This is a genomic window from Saccharospirillum alexandrii (genome assembly GCF_043641555.1).
Classification (GTDB): Bacteria; Pseudomonadota; Gammaproteobacteria; order Pseudomonadales; family Natronospirillaceae; genus Saccharospirillum; species Saccharospirillum alexandrii_A.
Genome location: NZ_JBHZRJ010000003.1, coordinates 465,725 through 486,170, shown reverse-complemented (window position 1 = coordinate 486,170; position 20,446 = coordinate 465,725). Strand labels below are relative to the sequence as shown.

Below are 20,446 nucleotides of genomic sequence, written 5' to 3'. Positions count from 1 at the left end.
GATTTATTCCTCAATGACCAGCAGTTCGACGTCCGCCGACACAAAGTCACCCAGGCCAAAGGCAGCAAATTGCCCGGCTCGGCGAATGTCGGCCCATACGGGACTGGATTTATCGAGCAGGAAATACTCGCATTCAGACTTGATGCGAATTTTTTGTGGCAACCGCTGAGTGTGCTGCAATGGCAAGCCAGGCAGGGCATTGGACACCATAGTCTCGATCTGATCGGGTGCACCGAGCTTGAAATACTGCGGAAACCGGGTGAACCAGGTGGGGTCTGAACCGGAGTGGCGCACTGAGAGATAGAAAGTACAACGGTCGGCCGTCGCTTCCGACAAAGCCGATGATTCGTAACGACCTGGAGCAATACTGGTAAAAACCAGGCCATCGGCTGAGCGCTGACGATCCACACCCAGCACTTGCCGCATGGCTGTATTCAGGGATGCAAAGGTATCGGTTAGTTGATCGTGCTGATACCGGACACTCAGAGGCAGTTCATCCGGCATCAGTTGCAGCGCAAGCCGGTCGTGACTGCGCACCAGTAACTTGTATAACTCGAAGGGGGTTTGCTGGGGATGCTGTTCAAAGGTTCGCAGTTCAGCCAGTGCCGATACCAGCTCGGCCTGGAGCAAATAGTCAGCCATTTCAGTGGCGGTCATGCTGCTCAGGTCGCCAAGTTTGAGTCGACGCTCCTGCAGGCTACGAAACTGTGATTGCAGCAGATCGACCAGATTGGTGACCAGCTGTTTCAATCGGGCCGCCGAACCCACTTGCAGTAACGGCGGAAGAAAGGATTCGTCGAGTTGGTACTCGGCATCATAGCGCCGGGTTACCCGGGCCAATGGCATCGAGACCATATTGTCCTGGGCCTGGAAGTCGGGCTGAAGTTTCAAGTTGGGACGGGCCAGCAGTACTTCCCGGCGACGCCCGGCATCGTACTCATCTTCGAGATCGGTATAGTCGGACGTCCAGCCTGTCAGCCGACCATTCACTTCATAGCCGGTAATGGTATCGGCCAGCTCATTGCGTGGCAGCATCAGGCACAGGGTTAGCGTTTCGTGGTCAAACTGTGTCAGATCCAGAAATACCGGGCCGTCAGTTTCGCGACGATAATCGACGACCCGCCCGTCTGGCAAGAGCGCCTGGCAACGGACCAGGTCGAGACGACCATTCAGCAGTGCGGCCTCATCCCAGATCAATTCACCCACACCCCAGCTGTAGGGTTGCTGCCAGCGTGAACGCAAATGCTGCGTGCGGAACTGATACTGATCCCAGGCTTGAAAATGCTGCTGCCCCAAGAAGACGCCTTCAGCCCACACTACTTTCCTTAACCCTTTCATACTTCTCCCTTATCACACAACACAGTGCCTCTCGATTATCGGTACACCGAAGTCAGCACAGTGGGAAGCAAGCCTTCCCGGCTCGTTTTACATTCGTTAATGCAACGGGTCAGGTCGGCCACTCGCTCAGGTAAATCTGGCCCAGCCTGCCCGGTTGTGTTTAGCGGTACTCCAACTCAACACGGTTGCCATCGAGCTTGAGGGTCATGTTTGTCGACGCGCGGATAAAGCCGTGGTTCACCTTCTTGTGGGCGCGCCAATGCCCCTCGTCGTTTCGAAAATAGGCAACGACACCGGCGTAGCGGGCACGCTCGGCTTTTTCAATGGATACGGTTCGGGATAGGGATGGTTCGACCGTTAATTCATGCAGGGAAACCAGTGTGTCAGCCAGAATCTGCTCATCGGCTTTCCACATGTCGTCGAACTCAGAGCGCTCGAACAAGACGGGATCGGTCAGTTGATAGACGCGCACGACAACCGCGTAGGCGTCGCCAGTTTCATCGGGATTAATAGCGCGCGAAGCATCGACCGAAAAATTCAGTTGAGGTGTAGCGCAACCGCTGAGTACGGCACATGACAGTACCGCAATCAACCATGCACCGAGTGACTTGTTGAGCATCCTGGCTCTCCCTTAAGTCGTCAGTTGCTGTCCTTCAATGGGATGCACCCAGACTGGTGCATCACCTACTACTTAGGCGGATTCAGAACAGAACGACCGCCTGACAGATGCGCACCCTATTATTCTGAACGCAACCTTGCACTCATTTTTTTACTCAATTCTTTTTTTTGTGATCGAGGTCTACTTTGAAATTTGCGCTGGCGATGGGTTCGGTGGCATTCTCGCTCGCCATGAGAAAGGGCAGACAGTACGCCTGCAAGTGCTCTGGGCCTTATGGATGCCCGAGAAGGAACCGCCACAACAAGGATGCATCATGCTTAACCGAATTCAGGCGCTGTTGTGCCTAGTGTTTTTCTCCGTCCCCGCCTGGTCTGTTGAATGGGACCACGCTTTTTTTTCCGCTGGCGGTTCTGCTCTGCTGGCAGCCCAGCCCGACGAAAACGACTACCCCCTGGCTGCAGGGCTGGCCATACATGCCGATTATCAGGTGCCGGTGTTTGTTGAAGGGCATACCCGGGCTTACCTGATGGCGGCGCTCGACTGGGCTCGTTTCCGCCCCGATGTCGACGACGCCATGCACGGTTCTTCCTCCTATGGCATTACCGCTACTGCCGGCCTGCTGCAAGACATTCAGGCGGGCGACCGATTGCTCTGGCTTGGCGGCGGCCTGGGGTTACAAAGCCTGCACCGTTTCAACCATTATTCCTGGGAGAAGAACGGGACGATCTGGAGTCAGGCTCGCTATGGTGATGAACAGGATTTTGCGCTGATGCTTCAAGGGCAACTGCAAATTCCGGTCACTCCCAATCTTCGTATTGATACCCACGTCAACTGGCCTGTCAGCCAGCCCGGTCTGGCAACGTTCCGGCTGGGTGCCAGCCTGGAATTCAAGTAACACACCCATGCATTCCCTGGACGGTACTTTACCGATGACTGTTCAGAACGCTTGTTTCATGTTTAAGGAAGAGCCATGAAATCCTCACCTTTACTTATATCGTTGCTAACTGCGCTTCCAATGCTGGCAGCTTGCGTTGGTGACTATCCGGACCTGCCGGAGAAATACCAGAACAAAGCACCCTCTATTAAAGGCCTCGACACCGTGAGCCTGACCGAGGGGACCATCAACCGGGTCGCTCTGACCATCACTGACGATCGCAACGCCGTCTCGGAACTCGACATTGAATGGTCGATAACCACCGAACCCGAAATCGACGTTGCGCTGTCGCCAGACAGCAGCTCTGCCAGTGTGGACATTCCCTGGCTGGCGGACGACGCGCTCAAAGCCACACTCACGGTCACGGCGACTGATGTGGAGGGTGAGTCGTCTCAGGCCAGTGTCGAACTCGATGTTCTCAAGCAACGGTTGCTGGTCGTGCAAGCGGAAAAGGAGCGGCAAGGCGATGGTGATCTTTACCGGGTAGGTTATCCGGAAGCCAATCCACAACGGCTGACCGATCCGATTGCCGTTAATGAATCAATTGAGCAGGTCAAACTTTCGCCCAATGGTCAGCGCCTGGCCTTTGTTCGTCGGCATACCAGCGAGGCCGATACGCTCATGCTTGCTGAAACCAACAGCGGCAGCAAAGCGAGCATCGACATCACTTTGGAAGCAACTGAATCCATACGCCAGCTTCGCTGGAGCACCAGTGGCCAGTGGCTGGCGATGGTTACGGCAACCAGTGGTACCAGCCCGGTCTTTCGCCTGCACTTGCTCGATACGAACGAAGGCCAGACACCGCGCGAGACGGTGCTACCTCTGTTGAACGAAAACGCCTATGACTGGAGCAAGGATGAAAGACAACTGGCCTATCACAACCGCCAGAGCCAACTGGTCTGGCTAAATCTGGCCGATGACACCAGCCATACCGTATACGACCCGGCGGATACCGGTGTTGCAGGTGCCCCGCCCTTTGTGTGGCACCCGGATGACTCGGTTATTGCCTACCTGGGCGCCGCTGCGGCCAACGGCAGCAAAGCGGTTTTCATTGCGCAGCCGGGTGAAGCCACGATAACAGAGGTCCCGATTTCCACCCGCTATGGCACCCATGTCGCCTCACTGTCTAAGCTGACCTGGTCGCCTGAGGGGAACTTCTTAACTTACCTGGGTGACTTGCAAAGCAGTGGTGTTGTAGAACTGTTCAATTTCTACTGGACCGACTACCAAAATGGCATTGAAGCGGTAAATGCACAGGTAAAAGTCAGCGGCAATCTGGTCAGCGCTGGTGACGTGAGCGATTATATCTGGAACCCGGATGAAACCCGGCTGGCCTACAAGGCGGACCAACTGGAAGACGGTAACATTCATCTGTTCGCGTCAGACTTTGACGGTGGCAGCAATCGACAACTGACTGACCTCTCAGGCACCCTGACGGATCTGTTCTGGGGATGGACGGAAACGGGGCAACTGCTTTACGGCTACAGCCGGTTTGAAGGTGCGCTGCCCTATCGTATCACCTTGTTGGCTATCGATGCACAGGCCCAACTGAGCAACCGGGTTATCACCGATGCTCTCAGTAGCGACAGCGCTACGCAGGCCCTGGGCAACATTTTGCTGTCACCGGATCGGCAATGGCTGGCCATTCCCTCCTTTACGGCAGCAACACAACGAACCAATGTCTACGTTTTGAACATCGCCGCAGAACGCCTTAGCCAACTGTCTGCATTGAACAACCACGAGACACATTCCACCTTTGCCTGGTCACCCAACAGCGACGGGGTGTTATACCTGACGCTGGATGACGACGACATTGGGCAACGACTGGTATTCCAGCCATTAGCAACACTTCCAGCACAACAAGACAATTCCCTGATGGGCGAGTTGGCACCAAACGGAACCATTCATCAGTTTCAGATCGCAAGATAAACAGGCCCATACGGCAGGTGGTTGATACCGACTGCCTGCCGACTGGTTAAAACGTGTGTCAGCTCAAGCGGAAGAACGGCATCGCAAACAGGATAAACACGAGCGGCAAGACTAACAGGGCCGTTGCCACTGGCTGCTGCCTGGTTCGCCAAATGGCAAAAACAATGGCCAGCGGTGGGATCAGTGTCGCCATTCCCCAGGCGGCAGAATGGCGCATGGCTTCTACAACCGTCAGGGTGTAGCCGATCAGCATCAGGCTGACGGCCAGCAAGAAAACCGTGACCATCATGACTGGTCACCCTGCTTGGTAGTTTCCAGGTGCGGGCTCAGGATGCGATACAACTCGGGTCGATGTTCTGCGATCTCTTCATTACTCAGACCTTCAAGTGAATGCGGGTACTTGAGCCAGGCATCGGTGGCGTGCAAATAATACTCCGGCTCACGCCCCACTTCGTTTCGGCTGGGTTTGTAGTAAGGCACGGCGACTCGAATGTCGGCTGGCGTATTTAACCGGGCGCGCTGTTGCAACTGATCGACAATGGCTTCAATGGAGCGGCCGGTATCAAACACATCGTCGACGATCAGCAATGAGTCTTCCCGGGTGACGTGTTTAACAAGGTAATCGAGGCCGTGCACCCGCACCGAGCGGCTTTGCTGGTCGATACCGCTGTAGGATGACGTGCGAATGGCGATGTTGTCGGTCGACACGCCGTGATACTCCAGAAACTCCTGCACGGCAATGCCCATGGGCACCCCACCCCGCCAAACGGCGATCATGAAGGTCGGCCGAAAACCGGAATTCAGAATCTGCGCTCCCAATCGAAAGGCGTCTTCTAGCAGGCCCTGGGCACTGAGGTATTGTTTTTTGGCCATAAAATCATTAGCTTCACTGGGTGAGCCCCTATAATCCCATCGACCCGAGCCCCCGGCAAGCCATGACCGATACGGACACCCATCGCAACAAACGTTTTCTGAATGAAGCCCAACTGATCGAGGATGCCTTTCGACTGGGCGTTCAGGTGTATGAAAGCGGCTTCCGCCCCAACTTTATCGTCGGTCTGTGGCGCGGTGGCAGTACCATCGGCATTTACGTGCAGGAATGCCTGCAAACGCTTGGTAACAAGACCGACCACATTGCGCTGCGCACGTCCTACCGCGGCATGGACCACTATTCCGACATGATTGCCTCGCCGGAAACACACATCCGCGTGCACGGCACCCAGTACCTGCTCGATAACCTCAATGCTGATGACCGGCTGCTGATCGTCGATGACGTCTTCGGTACCGGCCACAGTGTTCAGGCCGTACTGGGCCGTCTGAACAAGCACCTGAAACGAAACATGCCGGCCGATACCCGCATCGCCACCTTATACCAGCGCCCGGCGACGCAGCAGACCGATCGCAGACCCGACTTTTGCCTGTACGATACCGACGACTGGCTGGTGTTCCCCTACGAAATGACGGGTCTGACACGCGCCGACATTGACCAGAACAAGGGTTACCTGTCAGACATTCTGGACTCGGTAAAGCCAGTTTAACCAAACTGAGCCCGTTTCGCCGCCAGGGTTTCCTTCCAGTCTGTAATGGCTTCGGTTTCCGGTGGTGATTCAACGCTGAGACCTTCGCGCGCCAGTACCTCACCCATGCTCATGACCTTGCCTTTATGCAGCATGGCCATGCGCGCATGGCCGACCGAGTGGAGTGTTTTGCCGTGGTAGAAGCGCTGCTCGAAGTAGGCGTATTTCTCATCCCAGCAGCGCAATTGAACTTCCAGGGTGACCTGACTGAGCGGCGCAAACTCGCGGATATAAGTCAGCTCCTGGGCATTAAGCACGGCCCGGTAACGACCCTTAAGAAAGGCACGCCCGAGCCCGGTATCGATCAGCCATTGAATGCGGCACAGGTCGCCAAAGGAGAAGTAACGAGCCGCTGTCAGGTGAAAGTTAAGATCCATATCGTGCAACCAGACCCGATACCGGTGTCGAACCGGTGCCAGGGGGTCGCCGCTGGGACGATGCATCAGCGCCCGCAGGAGTAACAGGAGAAAACGACCCACGAGATTCATTGGCAATCCTTCAATAGTGCGTTATTCAAACGATCGTTTGAAACCAACCCACATGCTGCCTGCCAGAGGCGAAAAGATCAATCGGGCTGGCAGGATTATCGCCCTTCAATGCTGCCCAGCAAGGATTCAAAGCGACCTTCCTGCCGTTTCTTCCTGAATTCCGACACCGACAGGTCGAGCCACTGCTGACCGGTCAGGCCTAACAGTATGCGATCGGTCACTGGCAGCATCTCTTCGAGGTGGTGCGTGACCAGCAATACCGTGCAACCCAACTCCGACTGCATGTCCCGAACCCAGTCGAGCCCTTCTTGACGCAAGGCCGGGTCCAGTGACGAAAAGGGTTCGTCCAGCAACAGAACCGGTTTGCGTTGCAGAAACACCCGCGCCAGCGCCGCCCGCTGTTGCTGGCCGCCACTGAGCTGGCCCGGCGTGCGGTCTAGCATAGACTGCAATTCGAAGCGGCGTGCAGCTACTTCGACCTGGTGCTGCTGCTCATCGGTCAGCCGCCCGGAGCGTGACAGCCCCAGTGCCAGATTCAACCTAACGCTCAAATGATCAAACAGGTTGTGGCTCTGGAACAGTATGCCGAACGGCCGTTCATGCACGGGCACCTGCATAACCGAGCGCCCTTGCCAGTTCAATTCGCCCTGCACCGGGGCTTGCAGCCCCATCAGGACGTTCAGCAATGTCGACTTGCCGAGGCCACTGGCCCCGACAATGGCCATTAGCTCACCGGCATTCAGTTGAAACTGCCAGTGAAACGTCTGATCGCCCAGGCGAGCCGACAGGTTAGTAACGTCAAGCATGGCCTCGCCCTCTTGCCCATTCCGCCAGCCCCAGCAGCAGGGCACACAATGCCAGCAACCCGACCATAAGCTGGGCCGCCAGAGTCATTTGATAACTGCCCATGGCCCTAAAAATCATCAGCGGCAGGGTTACAAAATCCAATTGGCCGACCAGCGCCGCCACGCCCATGTCACCCAGGCTAAGCACCGCACTGAGCGCCAGCGCCCAGGTCAGCACCGGCCACAGCACCGGCCAGTAAACAAAGCGCACGGCCCCCCAGCGAGAGAGCCCCAGAACCCGGGTCAATCGCTGATACTGGTTACGCGCCGCTGCGGTACGTGCCTTAATCGGCTGTAAAATCAGCGGCATGGCCATCAGGGCATTGATCCAGATGATCAGCGGCCAGGTCGACTGGCGTGCCCAGCCCAGCCGCAAGCACAATAAAAACAGGCCGGTGGTGAGCACCATGGCCGGCATCACCAATACCCCAAAATCGAGCCAGAGACTGCGCCGGCGTGCCGACTGAACCGAAACACAGCGACTGAGCGCCAGCAGCACAGCCACCAGCGCACTGAAGCTGGCAATGCCCAGACTGGTTAACAGCGCTTCATTCAACTGGCCCGGCCACTGCCAGTCTGCTCGCAGCGCTCGCTGGATCAGCGCCAGGTAAGGCGCCAGCAAGGTCAGCAGCAAGGTGATGATGGCCACCCGTTGCAGTGCACTGGCCCGCTGCATGCCGGACCGGGCCGGCTGGGCTACTGTCTCCATTGACCAGACTTTGTTGTGGCCCAGTAAGGCCATCAACCCCAGCGCCAGGGCACCGTGAAAAGCCGCATATAGCGCCGCGCCCCGGGCGTCGAAATCGTATTTCAGTGCCTGATAGACCGCGACTTCCAGATTGGTGTTGGCCGGGCCACCGCCCAGGGTGAGCACCACGGTGAAGCTGCTGAAACACAGCAACGCAATCAGCACAAACACAGGCCCGGTGGCGGTCTTGAGAATCGGCCATTCGATCCGGTGTAACCGTTGCACTGTCGATAACCCAAGCACGGTTGCCAACCGGCGATGATGCAGCGGCACCTGGCTCAGCCGGTCCCACAGCAACCGAACGGCAAAAGGCCAGTTCAACGCCACATGCGCCAGCAGAATACCGGGCAAGCCATACACCGTAGTTTCCAGTGGCCACCAACCCTGGCGGCCGAATAGCGCCACGATACCCAGCACTACGGCCAGCACCGGCAATACAAACGCCAGATTCAGAAACCCGGCCAGCAACCACTGACCGCGAAAGGGCCGCTGTGCCAATGCCCAGGCAAAAGGCAATGCCAGCACGACCGACAACAGCGCCGACAGTGCCGCCTGCAGTACCGAAAAACGGATAACCTGCCACAACCAGGCGTCGAAGTAGCTCGACCACTCATACCCCTGGCCCGGGTGCAACGCCATGCCGGCAAGGGCCAGCAGCAGCGTTAACAACAGGGCGCCGGTACCGAGCCGGGCCAGAACAAGTGACAGATTCACAGCCTGGCTATCCTTACTGGCTGGCCGCTGTGCGCCATTCGCGAATCCAGTTACGGCGGTTTTCGGCGACGGTTTCACTGTCGAAGTAAAGGGTTTCAGGTCTGGCCATGCTGTCGTAAGCTTCGGGCGTCTCGGCGCCGTCCAGCACTGGCCACATCCAGTTGGTACCGGCCATCACATCCTGAGCCGGTTTGCTGATCAGAAAGGCCAGAAACTCACGCGCCCGTTCCGGCTGATCAGACGAGGCCAGAGCCGCCGCCACTTCAATCTGCGCATAATGACCTTCGCTGAATTCGGCCGCCTGATACTGATCGGTGTCTTCAAAAGTCATGTGGTAGGCCGGAGACGTTGTATAGCTGAGTACGACATCGCTCTCGCCTTCCTGAAACAGGGCATAGGCCTCGCTCCAGCCCGGAGTAACCGTGACCACGCGCTCCTGCAGGGTTGTCCAGGCATCATCGGCATCGTCGCCAAATACCGATTTCATCCACAACATCAGCCCCTGACCGGGGGTGCTGACGCGTGGGTCCTGATAAATCACACTGAGGTCGGAGTCGTAGACCAGCTCTTCGAGCGAGGTAGGCATGTTATCGACGCGTGTCTGGTCGTAAACAAAGGCAAAATGACCGTAGTCGTAGGGTACAAATTCGGCGTCCTGCCAGTCGTAAGGCAAGCTCAGGTGGCTGGTGTCCAGCCCGTGGGGGAGCGTCAGGTTCAAGGCGCGAGCCTCAGCAATCAGGGCGTCATCGATGCCGAGCAGAATATCTGCCTGGCCGGATGACCCTTCAAGGCGCAAGCGGTTAAGCAGGGCCACACCGTCTTCAAGGCCAATGAACTCAACATCACAGCTGCATTGCGCTTCGAAGCCCGCTTCAATCTGGGGCCCCGGGCCCCACTCGGAGACAAAGGACTCGTAGGTATAGACTGTCAGGGGCTCGGCATGGGCCGCCAACGCCAGTGTCATCAGGGATGCCGTCGCTGCGGCAGGTTTTACAATCATCATAAGCATTCCGGTTCAATGTTTAACATCACAATGACCGGCGCACGAGTCGTGGGCTAAATTGCCAACGTACTCATAGGGGAAAGGTTGATCGGTGCAGACCCAGCCCGGGAGAGCCCGGGTCCCACCTGTCGTCTCAACTCCCTACGCCAGCATTAACTGGTTCAGGTTCGGCGGGTGAGTCTCAGCCCTGTGGCTTGCCTGGTTCGGCAAGCACCGCAGTAGGCACCCCGGCGAGAACGCTGCGAGCCGTCAAAGAGTCAATGAGCCTCTCTGACGTGCTCTGGCCGGGCTCCAACAGCGCCCGACTGGCGTGCATTCTACTGAAGTCGCCAGGGAAACCCAACTTCTGACACAATGGGCACAGGTATTTTCGGTATCCGCTTATGACTATTGCGCTGTTTGCAGCCCTGAACGAGATCAAAGACACCCTGCCCGGGCCACTGACGATAACGGCCTGGCCCGGTGGTGAGTGCAACCGTCTGTTTCAGATTAAGAGTCCGTCACAGCAAGTGGCATTGCGGCTAAACCACCCCGAGGTGCCATCACTCGGGGTCGACAGGCGCCGTGAAATCAACATCTTGCTGAACCTCAGCAACGAACCCTGGTCACCTAAGCTCATTGCCGCTTGTCCGCGCTGGCAGCTGTGTCACTGGGCCCAGGGCGATGCTGCGCCCAGCGGTGATGACGCCGACCTGGAGTTTCTGACACTGGCGTTAAAGCAAGTGCACCATCACCGGCCCCAGGGCGAGCCCCTGAACGTGGCCATACAGATCCAGCATTTGCTCACCCATGCCAAACCCCTGCCGGCTCATATTCATACGTTCCTTCTCGATCAGTGCCGGGACTACCGTTTTGTTAAGCAGCCAGTTTTGTGTCATCACGACTGGCACCCGGGGAATTTACGGGTAAAGGGGCCGGAATGGACACTGCTGGACTGGGAATTTGCCGCTGCAGGCGACCCGGCGATGGATCTGGCAGGCCTGTGCCTGGGGTTCGAGCTCTGCGAACCCCAGGCACAGACACTGGCCGAGAACCTGGGCATCAGTGCGCCCAGGCTGCGCGAGGCACAATGCCTTATGAGTGCGCTGGCCATGGTCTGGTACCGGGCCAACCCCAGGCTTGCCAGGGCCACCTCGACCAGTGCCGAACAGTGGTACGAGAACTGGAGCCGGGTTAGCTAGCTAAGGGCCTCAGCCACCGTTGCGACAAAACGGTCGATCATACTGGCAGTTATGTCCAGGTGGGTCACCAGCCGTATTTTCTGACCGCCCGCCGTTAAAATACCGCGCTCTTTCAGTGCGGCCTGCAACGCCAGCCCCTTTTCGTGCGATTCGAGCTCGATGTACACCATGTTGGTGTTGACCGTGGCACTGATGATGCCCGGCAATACGCTCAGTTCAGCGTGCAACCGCTCCGCATTGGCATGGTCGTCAGCCAGGCGGTCGACGTGATGATCCAGTGCGTGATCGATAGCCGCGGCGATAATGCCCGCCTGGCGCATGCCACCACCGACCATCTTGCGCCAGCGCCGAGCCTGCTTTATCAGCTGGGCCGAGCCAACCAGCACCGAACCCATGGGCGCACCCAGCCCTTTCGAACAACAAATACTGACCGAATCGGCCGATTGCGACAGCTCAGCCAGCGACTGACCGCTGGCGACGGCCGCATTAAACAACCGGGCACCGTCCAAATGAACCTTAAGCCCGTGTTGGTCGGCCAGTTGCCGCACTCGCCCGATAAACTCACGCGGCATGATCCGGCCACCATGGGTGTTTTCCAGGGCAATCAGCCGGCTGCGCGCAAAATGACTGTCATCGGGCTTGATCATCTGCAGCAGAGTATCCAGCGGCAGTGTGCCATCGGCCTGCACCGGCATAGGCTGGGGCTGAATGCTACCCAGCACGGCAGCACCGCCGGCCTCGTAGTAATAGGTATGGTAATTCTGACCCACTAGGTACTCGTCGCCACGCTGGCAATGGCTGAGCAAGGCCACCAGGTTGCTCTGAGTGCCGGTTGGCAGCAGCAGCGCGGCTTCTTTACCGGTCAGATCGGCCATGCGGGCCTCTAGCCGGTTAATGCTGGGGTCGTCGCCAAACACATCGTCGCCGACTTCGGCGCGGGCCATGACGTCGCGCATGGCGTCGGTCGGCCGGGTAACGGTATCGCTGCGCAAATCGATCAGCGGCTCTTGCTTTGCATGACTCATAGGATGTCCTGTTTGCGGTGTGCTTAAAACGCGGGTCCGGGGAGACTCTGGCATTGCATTCAACCAAAAACACCCCACTTCCGTACAGTGATAATACCGTGTAACCCGATTTTCGCTGTATTGACTACACTGCCGGGTTCGCACCTTCGTTTTATACAACCTATTTTTTAAAGGGAGACCACCCGCAATGGCTAAAATTACCCTGCAAGGCAACCCGGTTAACACCGTTGGCGATCTGCCCGCTGTCGGCGCCAACGCCCCCGACTTCACACTGACCAAAACCGACCTGTCGGACCTGAAGCTCAGCGACCTGGCCGGTAAAACCGTGGTACTGAACATATTCCCCAGCGTTGACACCCCCACTTGCGCGACCTCGGTACGCAAGTTCAACGAAGCACTGAGCAATCTGGATGGCGTGGAGGTCGTTTGCGTCTCGGCCGACCTGCCGTTTGCGATGCAGCGTTTTTGTGGCGCCGAAGGCCTGGAGCGCGTTACCAACGCCTCTGTCTTCCGCAGCGAATCCTTTGGTAAAGACTACGGTGTGACCATTGCAGACAGCCCGCTTAAAGGCTTGATGGCGCGTTCCGTTGTGGTCATCAAAGACGGCAAGGTGGCCCATACCGAACTGGTCGCCGAGACTGCCGATGAACCGAACTACGATGCAGCGCTGAAAGCCGTAGGCTGAACCAGGCAGTTTCCGTACATTAAAAAGGGCCTCAAGGCCCTTTTTTATTGAACAAAGCAAGGCGCGCGGGCACCTCAGTGGTGGTGACCACCGGCGCCATGCACGTGACCATGTGCTATTTCTTCAGGTTCAGCATCCCGCAAGCTGACCACTTCCACATCAAAGGTCAGGGTTTTACCGGCCAGCGGATGGTTGGTGTCCACATCAATGAACTTATGCCCGACTTTGGCCACCAGTACATGGCGGGGGCCCTGCTCGGTGTTCACCTGAGCGATCATCCCCGGCTTCCATTTTTTGGCACCCATCAGGTGCTTGGCAGGGACACGCTGAATCGCGTCCGGTTTGCGCGGACCGTATGCCTGATCGGGTGTCAGGGTAACGCTTACCGATTCGCCCGCCTCCTTGCCGGTCAGTGCTTCAGCCAGGCCGGGCAAAATGCCACCATGCCCGTGCAGATAAACACTGGGTTCGCCACTGCGGCTGGATTCCACCGTTTCACCGGCTTCATCACTCAGTATGTAGTGAAACGTCACTACGGTATTCTTTTCGATGGGCATACTTCACCTGTTATCAACGTCGGGCCGGAGGAAGCACTGAACTTCCAAAGCGCGCATTATACCTGCCCTTTCCAGCCATACCAGCACCTAGATAGCACCCCTGGTTTCCCGTCGCATCGACAACCATGAATGCACCGCCACCGCGCCCAGAATGGCACTGCCCCCGACCAGCGTCAGTGGCGGCACCGCCTCATTCAATACCCACAGCACCCAAACCGGTCCCAATACGGTTTCGATCAGCAGAAACAGGCTGACTTCCGGGGAAGGCAAATAGCGCGTCGCCATCATCAACAACACCGAGGCAATCGGCATCTGCACCAACCCCATGACCGCGAGCCATCCGTACTGAGCTGGCTCTAGGCCCAATGGAGACGATAACGGCCAGGTCAGTATGGCCAGTACAATGCCGCTGCAGGCAACGACCGGCATCTTTGGCAAATCCGGCATACGCCGCAGCAGTGTGAGCGTCAGCCCCATCAACAATGCCAGAATGATCGCCAGCAAATCCCCCAGGCTACCGGGCTTACCCAGTGACCCTGAGAACACCACCAACACACCGGCTACCGACACGGCAATGGCAACCCAGGTCCGCAACGCCACCCGTTCACGCAGCAGTAGCCATGAAAAGAAAGCGGCAAAAAACGCAGAACTGCTCAGAATTACCACGGTGTTGGCCGCGGTGGTATGGCTGACACTGAAGACAAACAGCCCCGAGTTGATGCCATAGAGCACCGTAACCAGCAACGCTGCGCCACCATGCGCCCGGTACAGCCGCCATTGCTTGCGGTTACCACTAAGCTGAATAAACGCCGTCACCGACATGAAAATCAAAGTACCCCGCCAGAAGGCGATGTTCATTGGATCGGTAGCGGCGAGACGCACCAGCAACGCATCAAAACTGAGCACCAGCACACCCAGTGCGGCGATCAAGACTCCCTGGCGATGATCCAGTTTGGGTAGGGACATCAGGTTTCCTTTTAACAGGTTAATTACTCAAATAGTGGTGTAGACAAATGCGAGCAGCGGGTGCCGAAGGTGTCTCTGCGGGGTAGTCCGCAACAGGGATTTTGCGGCCTAGGCTCCAGGGATGGATTCACGCCGACCCCGCAGAGGCACCTTCGGTAGCTGATGCGGACCCAGCCACTGAACAGTCAAACCGCAAAGGCGGTTTCGAGCAAGGCTTGAGTGTAGGGGTTTTGGGGGAAATTAAACACCTGTTCGGCGGGGCCCTGTTCCACCACTTTGCCATCTTTCATCACCATCACCGAATGACACAGGGCTTTAACGACTTTCAGATCGTGGCTGATGAACAAGTACGACAAGCCGTACTCCGCCTGCAACCGCTTGAGCAACTCAATCACCTGGAACTGCACCGTTCTGTCGAGTGCCGAGGTGGGTTCATCGAGAATAATGAAACGCGGCCGCATGATCAGCGCCCGGGCAATCGCGATGCGCTGGCGCTGACCGCCAGAAAACTCATTCGGGTAACGAAACCGCATTTCAGGGTCAAGCTCCACCGCCTTCAGGGCTTCGATCACCGCCGCATCACGCTCTTCAGGCTCGCCGATCTTGTGGATATCCAGCCCTTCGCGAACAATTTGCTCCACCGATAACCGCGGACTCAGGCTGCCATAGGGGTCCTGAAATACAATTTGCATGCGCTTGCGCACTGGCCGCAATGCCTTGCGGTTCAGGCCTTGCAGCGACTGTCCCTCAAAATCGAGAACACCCGCGCTTTCTTCGAGTCTTAATATGGCGCGGGCCAGCGTCGATTTTCCGGAACCACTCTCACCGACAACACCGAGGGATTCACCCTCATGCAACGTAAAATCAATGCCATCAACCGCTTTCACATGCCCGATCGTGCGTCGCAGAATACCACGCTGAATCGGAAACCAGACCCGAACATCCCGCCCGGTCAGCAACGGTTTTTGCTCACCCTTCAGGGGCTCTGGCGGATTGCCCGGTTCTGCTGCCAGCAATGCCTGCGTGTAGGGATGCTGTGGCGCATCAAACACCCGACCGGTTGGCCCGGCCTCAACTACCCGGCCCCGCTCCATGACGGCTACCTGCTGGCAGAAGCGCCGCACCAGCGTCAGATCGTGGGTGATGAACAGAACCGCCATACCAAATTCCCGCTGCAGATCGGCAATCAGGTCCAGAATCTGCGCTTGAATGGTCACATCGAGTGCTGTTGTGGGTTCATCGGCAATCAGCATTTCCGGCTCATTCACCAGCGCCAGTGCAATCATCACCCGCTGCCGTTCGCCACCGGATAACTGATGCGGGTAGGCCTTTAGCTTGGTTGATGGGTCTTTCAATCCGACCCGTTCCAGCATGCTCAACGCCTTGGCCGAGGCCTGGCGTGCCGACACTGGGTGGTGCAACTGCACCATTTCGACGATTTGTTTTTCAATGGTATGCAGGGGGTTCAGGGAGGTCATCGGTTCCTGAAAAATCACCCCGACCTTGCGTCCGCGCCAGGCCTGCAGATCCCGGTCTGACTTGTTATCAATCCGCTCACCCTGCCAGCGAACTTCACCGCCCAGCCACACCAACGGCGGGCTGGGTACCAGCCGCAGGATCGACATGGCAGTGACGCTTTTGCCGGAACCGCTTTCACCCACCAGAGCAACAACGTCGCCCGCATGAATGTCCAGCGATACGTTTTCGACCACAGGCGTTACGGCATCGCCGAAACCAAAGCCCAGCGACACATCGACCAGGCTGACCAGAGGTTCGGAAGTCGGATTATTCATGCATCAATACGCCTTGCGCGGGTCAAAGGCATCGCGCACGCCCTCGCCCACGAAAATCAGGGTAGTCAGCATAAAGCCGACAATGAAAAACGCGGTAAAGCCCAGCCAGGGAGCCTGAATGTTCGCCTTGCCCTGCGCCAGCAACAAACCCAGCGATGGTGAGCCGGGCGGCATGCCGAAGCCAAGAAAATCCAGCGATGTCAGAATAGTGATCGACCCCGAGAGCGTAAACGGCAGAAAAGTCAGGGTGGCGACCATGGCATTCGGCAAAATATGCCGAAACATCAGCCGGCTATCACTCATGCCCATGGCCCGGGCCGATTGCACATATTCGAAGTTACGGGTACGCAGAAACTCGGCCCGCACCACACCAACAAACCCCATCCAGCCAAACAACAAAACAACCAGAACCAGCCACCAGAAACTCGGAGTTACGATGCTCATCAGAATGATCAGAATAAACAACGTCGGCATGCTGCCCCAGATTTCCATGAAGCGCTGCATGAACAAATCCAGCTTACCACCGTAAAACCCCTGCACAGCCCCCGCAGCCACGCCAATCACTGCGGAGATAATCGTGGTCAGAAACCCGAACAGCACTGAGAGCCGAAAGCCATACAGCACGTTCGCCAGCACATCCCGCCCCTTGTCGTCAGTACCGAGCCAATTTTCGGTGGTCGGCGGGCTTGGCGCTGGGCTCGGTAAATCGTAGTTGATGGTGTTGTAGGCATAGGGGATGGGTGGCCAGAGAATCCAGCCACTGGATTCGATCAGCTCTTGCAAATAAGGGTCGCGGTAGTCGGCCATCAGGTCGAAATCGCCCCCAAAGTCGAGTTCGGTGTAATCCTGTACCAGCGGAAAGTAAGGTTTGCCCTCGTACCAGATCAGCAAAGGCTCTTCATTGGCGACCAATTCCGACACCAGCGACAGCGCAAACACAATGGTAAAAATCCACAGACTCCACCAGGCCCGGCGGTTGGCCTTGAATCGTAACCAGCGAGCCCGGTTGACCGGTGATAAAAAGGACGTATTAGTACGAGCCATCAACGCGCCTCGAAATCAATGCGCGGATCGATCAGGGTGTACATCAGATCGCTGATAATGCCCATGATTAACCCCATTAACGTAAACACATAGAGCGTTGAAAACATGACCGGATAATCCCGTTGCAGCGTGGATTCAAAGCCCAGCAAGCCCAACCCGTCGAGCGAGAATATCGTTTCGATCAGCAACGAGCTGCTAAACAGAATACCCAGAAAGGCCGCCGGGAAACCGGCAATAATAATCAGCATGCCATTGCGGAATACATGGCCGTAAAGAATTCGCCGCTCGGTACAGCCCTTGGCACGAGCCGTCATCACATATTGTTTGTGTATTTCATCCAGAAAGGAATTCTTGGTCAGCATGGTCAGGCTGGCGAAGCCGCCGATGACCATCGCCAGCACTGGCAGGGCCATGTGCCAGAAATAATCCAGAATCTTGCCGCCGAGGCTCAGTTCATCCCAATTGGTGGAGACCAGCCCCCGCAGTGGAAACCAGTCAAAATAACTACCGCCGGAAAACAGAATAATCAGCAAGATGGCGAATAGAAACGAGGGTATGGCGTTGGCGGCAAAAATAACACCCGAGGTCCAGACATCAAACTGGGTGCTGTGTTTAATCGCCTTGCGGATGCCCAGCGGTATCGACACCAGATAGACAATCAGTGTCGTCCATAACCCCAGGGAAATGGACACGGGCAGCCGTTCGACAATCAGGTCCACTACCGAACCACCCCGAAACAGGCTGTCTCCGAAGTCGAATCTCAGGTATTCCCACAACATGGTGAAGTAACGTTCGTGCAGGGGTTTATCGAACCCGAACCGGGCTTCAATGGCGGCGATGTCTTCCTCGGTTAAGCCGCGTGCACCGCGATAGCTGGAATCCCCCGAGCGGTTATCGCTGCCGGAATCACGCTCGGAAGATGATGGCGACTGCAAAATATCGGTCTGATTGTTACCCGTCATCCGGTCCAGCATGGAGGCGGTATTGCCCTCCATGTTGGCGATCATTTGGTCCACCGGGCCGCCGGGGGCGACCTGGATGATCACAAAATTGATGGTAACAATAGCCCACAGCGTGGGGATGACCAGTAGCAAGCGCCGTATCAGATAGGCTGTCATGCCCCACCCTCAGCGAGCATTGCGGTCTGGCAAGGCAGCTTCGGCGTCAGCATCCAGCCACCAGGTCGAACTTCCCAGTGAATAGCGGGGCCGAGATTCAGGCCGGGCAAACTTGTTCCAGTAGGCCACCCGGTAAGCCCCAATGTGCCAATGTGGAATCACGTAATAGCGCCACAACAACACCCGGTCCAGCGCGCGGCCATAGGCGAGCAGTTCGGAATCGTTCTGCTGGTTATCGCGAATACCCTCTACCAGCGCATCGATTACCGGATCCTGTACGCCAATTGAGTTGTAGGTGGAATCCAGAAAATCACTGTGGAACTGAATCATCAGATCGGCATCCGGGTAGGCACCGCCGCCCAGATTGCCGACCAGCATGTCGTAGTCCCGCTCACGCATCCGATTGGTGTACTGGGTGACATCAACGGTGCGAATGTTCATGGTGATGCCGGCCCGTGACAGGTTCTCCCGGAACGGGATGGCTATGCGCTCGAAGGAAGGTGAGTACAGCAGCATTTCGAATTCCAGCGGTTCGCCGGTCTCGGTGTAGATCAGCCGGCCATCCCGGGTTTCATAGCCCGCCTCGCGCAACAAGGTTAATGCCTGGCGCAATTGAGGCCGCACATTGCCGCTGCCATCAGTGCTGAAGTTCTCGAACACCTCAGTGAAGACTTCTGGCGGCAACTGGTCACGGTATTCGTCGAGAATGTCCAGCTCACGGCCTTCTGGCAGGCTGTCGGCCATGTAGTCGGTGTTCTGGAAGTAGCTGCTGGTGCGGTTGTAGGCGTCATAAAAAAGGTTTTCGTTGGTCCACTCGAAATCGAACAGCATGTTAATGGCCATCCGTACCCGGCGGTCCTGAAACTGGGGGTTTTCGATGTTGAACACAAAAGACTGCATTGACTGCGGCAGCTCGTGCGGAATCTCTTCTTTAACGATATAGCCAGCGTCGAAATTATCCCCGGTGTAGGCCGTAGCCCAGTCTTTGGCAACATTTTCCTGGCGGAAATCGTATTCCCCTTTCTTGAAGGCTTCGAGCAGAACGGTGTCGTCGAGGTAATAATCGTATCGCTCAAAATCAAAATTCAGCTGACCAACGCGCGCTGGGTGATCCTTGGCCCAATAGTCATCGAGGCGCTCATAGACGACATATTGTCCCATACGGTAGTCCGATATGGTGTAGGGGCCACTGCCGAGCGGCACTTGCTCAAAGGGTTCAGTGAAATCCAGATCCGCAAAGGTGTGTTCCGGAAAAACGGTGAGGGTTGCCAGGCTAACCAGTAGGCTTTTGCTGGGCGTTTCCAGGTTAAACCGTACCTGTCGTTCGTTCAGTGCCTCAACGGTTACGCCCTCATAGTAGGTTTTGAATTGGGGAACGCCGTCTTCCATAAACAGATTAAACGTAAAGACCACATCAGAAGCTTCGATGGGCTCGCCATCCTGAAAAGTAGCATCCGGGTTCAAATGGAAGGTAATCCAACGATGGGCGGCATCGTATTCAACCTGCTCGGCAATCAACCCGTAGTAAACCCCTACTTCGTCGCCATTAGCGACCATCAAAGTATCAAACAGGTAATCCCGAATACCGGAAGGTGTGGTACCACGCTGGGCAAACCGATTGAAGTTATCAAAGGTGCCACGCACCCCGTAGGTAACATAGCCCTGGCGAGGGGCATCCGGGTTTACATAATCCCAGTGAGGGTAGTCGTCCGGGTACTGCGGCTCACCGCGTTCGGCGATGGCATGGGAAACAATAACGTCTTCGGCCAGGGCCGCAAACGACACGCCCAAGCCCACCACCAGACTCAACAAGACTCTCATCACGATACTCTCCAGGTTCTATACCACCGGGCAAATCTTATGCGAACCGGCCTCGGCCGGT

General features: G+C 56.8%; 20 protein-coding genes. 5 read left to right on the top strand and 15 right to left on the bottom strand.

Going from position 1 to position 20,446, the window contains the following annotated elements:
• Positions 1–3: 3 nt before the first annotated feature.
• Both tssK and tssJ read right to left on the bottom strand, forming a co-directional pair.
• Positions 4–1,338, bottom strand: a complete 1,335-nt coding sequence (tssK, locus tag ACHUE7_RS12475) for a type VI secretion system baseplate subunit TssK (protein WP_394170257.1) — start codon at positions 1,336–1,338, stop codon at positions 4–6.
• A gap of 160 nt (positions 1,339–1,498) precedes the next feature.
• A complete protein-coding gene (gene tssJ, locus ACHUE7_RS12470; protein ID WP_394170256.1) occupies positions 1,499–1,957 on the bottom strand; it encodes a type VI secretion system lipoprotein TssJ in 459 nt (152 codons plus the stop codon).
• Between the two features lie 313 nt (positions 1,958–2,270).
• Here tssJ and ACHUE7_RS12465 point away from each other — a divergent pair, with 313 nt between their 5' ends.
• Positions 2,271–2,852, top strand: coding sequence for a hypothetical protein (locus tag ACHUE7_RS12465; RefSeq protein WP_394170255.1), 582 nt, complete (start codon positions 2,271–2,273; stop codon positions 2,850–2,852).
• A 75-nt stretch (positions 2,853–2,927) separates the two neighbouring features.
• On the top strand, positions 2,928–4,820 hold the full coding sequence (locus ACHUE7_RS12460) for a hypothetical protein (RefSeq protein ID WP_394170254.1): 1,893 nt from the start codon (positions 2,928–2,930) through the stop codon (positions 4,818–4,820).
• Between the two features lie 58 nt (positions 4,821–4,878).
• Here ACHUE7_RS12460 and ACHUE7_RS12455 read toward each other — a convergent pair whose 3' ends face one another.
• A complete protein-coding gene (locus ACHUE7_RS12455) occupies positions 4,879–5,109 on the bottom strand; it encodes a hypothetical protein (protein ID WP_394170253.1) in 231 nt (76 codons plus the stop codon).
• Entirely contained in the window at positions 5,106–5,693 is a 588-nt protein-coding gene (locus ACHUE7_RS12450) for a phosphoribosyltransferase (RefSeq protein ID WP_394170252.1), read from the bottom strand. Before ACHUE7_RS12450 ends, ACHUE7_RS12455 begins: the two co-directional genes overlap by 4 nt.
• A 20-nt stretch (positions 5,694–5,713) precedes the next feature.
• Here ACHUE7_RS12450 and ACHUE7_RS12445 point away from each other — a divergent pair, with 20 nt between their 5' ends.
• Positions 5,714–6,358, top strand: a complete 645-nt coding sequence (locus ACHUE7_RS12445; RefSeq protein WP_394170251.1) for a phosphoribosyltransferase — start codon at positions 5,714–5,716, stop codon at positions 6,356–6,358.
• Here the strand turns inward: ACHUE7_RS12445 and ACHUE7_RS12440 are convergent.
• The 4 genes from ACHUE7_RS12440 to thiB form a co-directional block, all read right to left on the bottom strand.
• Positions 6,355–6,885 carry a thioesterase family protein gene (locus ACHUE7_RS12440; RefSeq protein WP_394170250.1) on the bottom strand — a complete coding sequence of 177 codons (531 nt, stop codon included), beginning with the start codon at positions 6,883–6,885 and terminating at the stop codon, positions 6,355–6,357. The two genes, ACHUE7_RS12445 and ACHUE7_RS12440, sit on opposite strands and share 4 nt — an antisense overlap.
• A gap of 95 nt (positions 6,886–6,980) precedes the next feature.
• A complete protein-coding gene (locus tag ACHUE7_RS12435; protein WP_394170249.1) occupies positions 6,981–7,691 on the bottom strand; it encodes a thiamine ABC transporter ATP-binding protein in 711 nt (236 codons plus the stop codon).
• A complete protein-coding gene (locus tag ACHUE7_RS12430; RefSeq protein WP_394170248.1) occupies positions 7,684–9,192 on the bottom strand; it encodes an ABC transporter permease subunit in 1,509 nt (502 codons plus the stop codon). The genes ACHUE7_RS12435 and ACHUE7_RS12430 overlap by 8 nt, the downstream gene beginning before the upstream one ends.
• Before the next feature lie 13 nt (positions 9,193–9,205).
• Positions 9,206–10,195 carry a thiamine ABC transporter substrate binding subunit gene (thiB, locus tag ACHUE7_RS12425; protein WP_394170247.1) on the bottom strand — a complete coding sequence of 330 codons (990 nt, stop codon included), beginning with the start codon at positions 10,193–10,195 and terminating at the stop codon, positions 9,206–9,208.
• Positions 10,196–10,578: 383 nt separating this feature from the next.
• On the opposite strand from thiB, the gene ACHUE7_RS12420 reads away from it, so the two are divergent.
• Positions 10,579–11,376, top strand: coding sequence for a phosphotransferase (locus ACHUE7_RS12420; RefSeq protein ID WP_394170246.1), 798 nt, complete (start codon positions 10,579–10,581; stop codon positions 11,374–11,376).
• On the opposite strand, the gene ltaE is transcribed toward ACHUE7_RS12420, so the two are convergent.
• Entirely contained in the window at positions 11,373–12,377 is a 1,005-nt protein-coding gene (gene ltaE / locus ACHUE7_RS12415) for a low-specificity L-threonine aldolase (RefSeq protein ID WP_394170595.1), read from the bottom strand. The two genes, ACHUE7_RS12420 and ltaE, sit on opposite strands and share 4 nt — an antisense overlap.
• Before the next feature lie 211 nt (positions 12,378–12,588).
• Here ltaE and tpx point away from each other — a divergent pair, with 211 nt between their 5' ends.
• Positions 12,589–13,086 (top strand): thiol peroxidase, encoded by a 498-nt coding sequence (tpx, locus tag ACHUE7_RS12410; protein WP_127555903.1) that lies wholly within the window; start codon positions 12,589–12,591, stop codon positions 13,084–13,086.
• Positions 13,087–13,160: 74 nt separating this feature from the next.
• On the opposite strand, the gene ACHUE7_RS12405 is transcribed toward tpx, so the two are convergent.
• From ACHUE7_RS12405 to ACHUE7_RS12380, 6 genes are all read right to left on the bottom strand, one after another.
• Positions 13,161–13,643: an FKBP-type peptidyl-prolyl cis-trans isomerase gene (locus ACHUE7_RS12405; protein ID WP_394170245.1), complete on the bottom strand. Its 483-nt coding sequence runs from the start codon at positions 13,641–13,643 to the stop codon at positions 13,161–13,163.
• 87 nt (positions 13,644–13,730) lie between these two features.
• Positions 13,731–14,609, bottom strand: coding sequence for a DMT family transporter (locus ACHUE7_RS12400; protein WP_394170244.1), 879 nt, complete (start codon positions 14,607–14,609; stop codon positions 13,731–13,733).
• 185 nt (positions 14,610–14,794) lie between these two features.
• Positions 14,795–16,402: an ABC transporter ATP-binding protein gene (locus ACHUE7_RS12395; RefSeq protein ID WP_394170243.1), complete on the bottom strand. Its 1,608-nt coding sequence runs from the start codon at positions 16,400–16,402 to the stop codon at positions 14,795–14,797.
• A gap of 3 nt (positions 16,403–16,405) precedes the next feature.
• Positions 16,406–17,446 (bottom strand): ABC transporter permease, encoded by a 1,041-nt coding sequence (locus ACHUE7_RS12390; RefSeq protein ID WP_394170242.1) that lies wholly within the window; start codon positions 17,444–17,446, stop codon positions 16,406–16,408.
• Positions 17,446–18,564: a microcin C ABC transporter permease YejB gene (locus ACHUE7_RS12385; RefSeq protein WP_394170241.1), complete on the bottom strand. Its 1,119-nt coding sequence runs from the start codon at positions 18,562–18,564 to the stop codon at positions 17,446–17,448. Before ACHUE7_RS12385 ends, ACHUE7_RS12390 begins: the two co-directional genes overlap by 1 nt.
• A gap of 9 nt (positions 18,565–18,573) precedes the next feature.
• Positions 18,574–20,385 (bottom strand): extracellular solute-binding protein, encoded by a 1,812-nt coding sequence (locus ACHUE7_RS12380; protein ID WP_394170594.1) that lies wholly within the window; start codon positions 20,383–20,385, stop codon positions 18,574–18,576.
• Positions 20,386–20,446 lie beyond the last annotated feature (61 nt).

What these genes read in the sequence shown, in the direction of transcription:
- tssK (WP_394170257.1), bottom strand. Translation starts at nt 1,338, where the DNA reads ATGAAAGGGTTAAGGAAAGTAGTGTGGGCTGAAGGCGTCTTCTTGGGG.
- tssJ (WP_394170256.1), bottom strand. Translation starts at nt 1,957, where the DNA reads ATGCTCAACAAGTCACTCGGTGCATGGTTGATTGCGGTACTGTCATGT.
- ACHUE7_RS12465 (WP_394170255.1), top strand. Translation starts at nt 2,271, where the DNA reads ATGCTTAACCGAATTCAGGCGCTGTTGTGCCTAGTGTTTTTCTCCGTC.
- ACHUE7_RS12460 (WP_394170254.1), top strand. Translation starts at nt 2,928, where the DNA reads ATGAAATCCTCACCTTTACTTATATCGTTGCTAACTGCGCTTCCAATG.
- ACHUE7_RS12455 (WP_394170253.1), bottom strand. Translation starts at nt 5,109, where the DNA reads ATGATGGTCACGGTTTTCTTGCTGGCCGTCAGCCTGATGCTGATCGGC.
- ACHUE7_RS12450 (WP_394170252.1), bottom strand. Translation starts at nt 5,693, where the DNA reads ATGGCCAAAAAACAATACCTCAGTGCCCAGGGCCTGCTAGAAGACGCC.
- ACHUE7_RS12440 (WP_394170250.1), bottom strand. Translation starts at nt 6,885, where the DNA reads ATGAATCTCGTGGGTCGTTTTCTCCTGTTACTCCTGCGGGCGCTGATG.
- ACHUE7_RS12435 (WP_394170249.1), bottom strand. Translation starts at nt 7,691, where the DNA reads ATGCTTGACGTTACTAACCTGTCGGCTCGCCTGGGCGATCAGACGTTT.
- thiB (WP_394170247.1), bottom strand. Translation starts at nt 10,195, where the DNA reads ATGATGATTGTAAAACCTGCCGCAGCGACGGCATCCCTGATGACACTG.
- ACHUE7_RS12420 (WP_394170246.1), top strand. Translation starts at nt 10,579, where the DNA reads ATGACTATTGCGCTGTTTGCAGCCCTGAACGAGATCAAAGACACCCTG.
- tpx (WP_127555903.1), top strand. Translation starts at nt 12,589, where the DNA reads ATGGCTAAAATTACCCTGCAAGGCAACCCGGTTAACACCGTTGGCGAT.
- ACHUE7_RS12405 (WP_394170245.1), bottom strand. Translation starts at nt 13,643, where the DNA reads ATGCCCATCGAAAAGAATACCGTAGTGACGTTTCACTACATACTGAGT.
- ACHUE7_RS12400 (WP_394170244.1), bottom strand. Translation starts at nt 14,609, where the DNA reads ATGTCCCTACCCAAACTGGATCATCGCCAGGGAGTCTTGATCGCCGCA.
- ACHUE7_RS12395 (WP_394170243.1), bottom strand. Translation starts at nt 16,402, where the DNA reads ATGAATAATCCGACTTCCGAACCTCTGGTCAGCCTGGTCGATGTGTCG.
- ACHUE7_RS12390 (WP_394170242.1), bottom strand. Translation starts at nt 17,446, where the DNA reads ATGGCTCGTACTAATACGTCCTTTTTATCACCGGTCAACCGGGCTCGC.
- ACHUE7_RS12385 (WP_394170241.1), bottom strand. Translation starts at nt 18,564, where the DNA reads ATGACAGCCTATCTGATACGGCGCTTGCTACTGGTCATCCCCACGCTG.
- ACHUE7_RS12380 (WP_394170594.1), bottom strand. Translation starts at nt 20,385, where the DNA reads ATGAGAGTCTTGTTGAGTCTGGTGGTGGGCTTGGGCGTGTCGTTTGCG.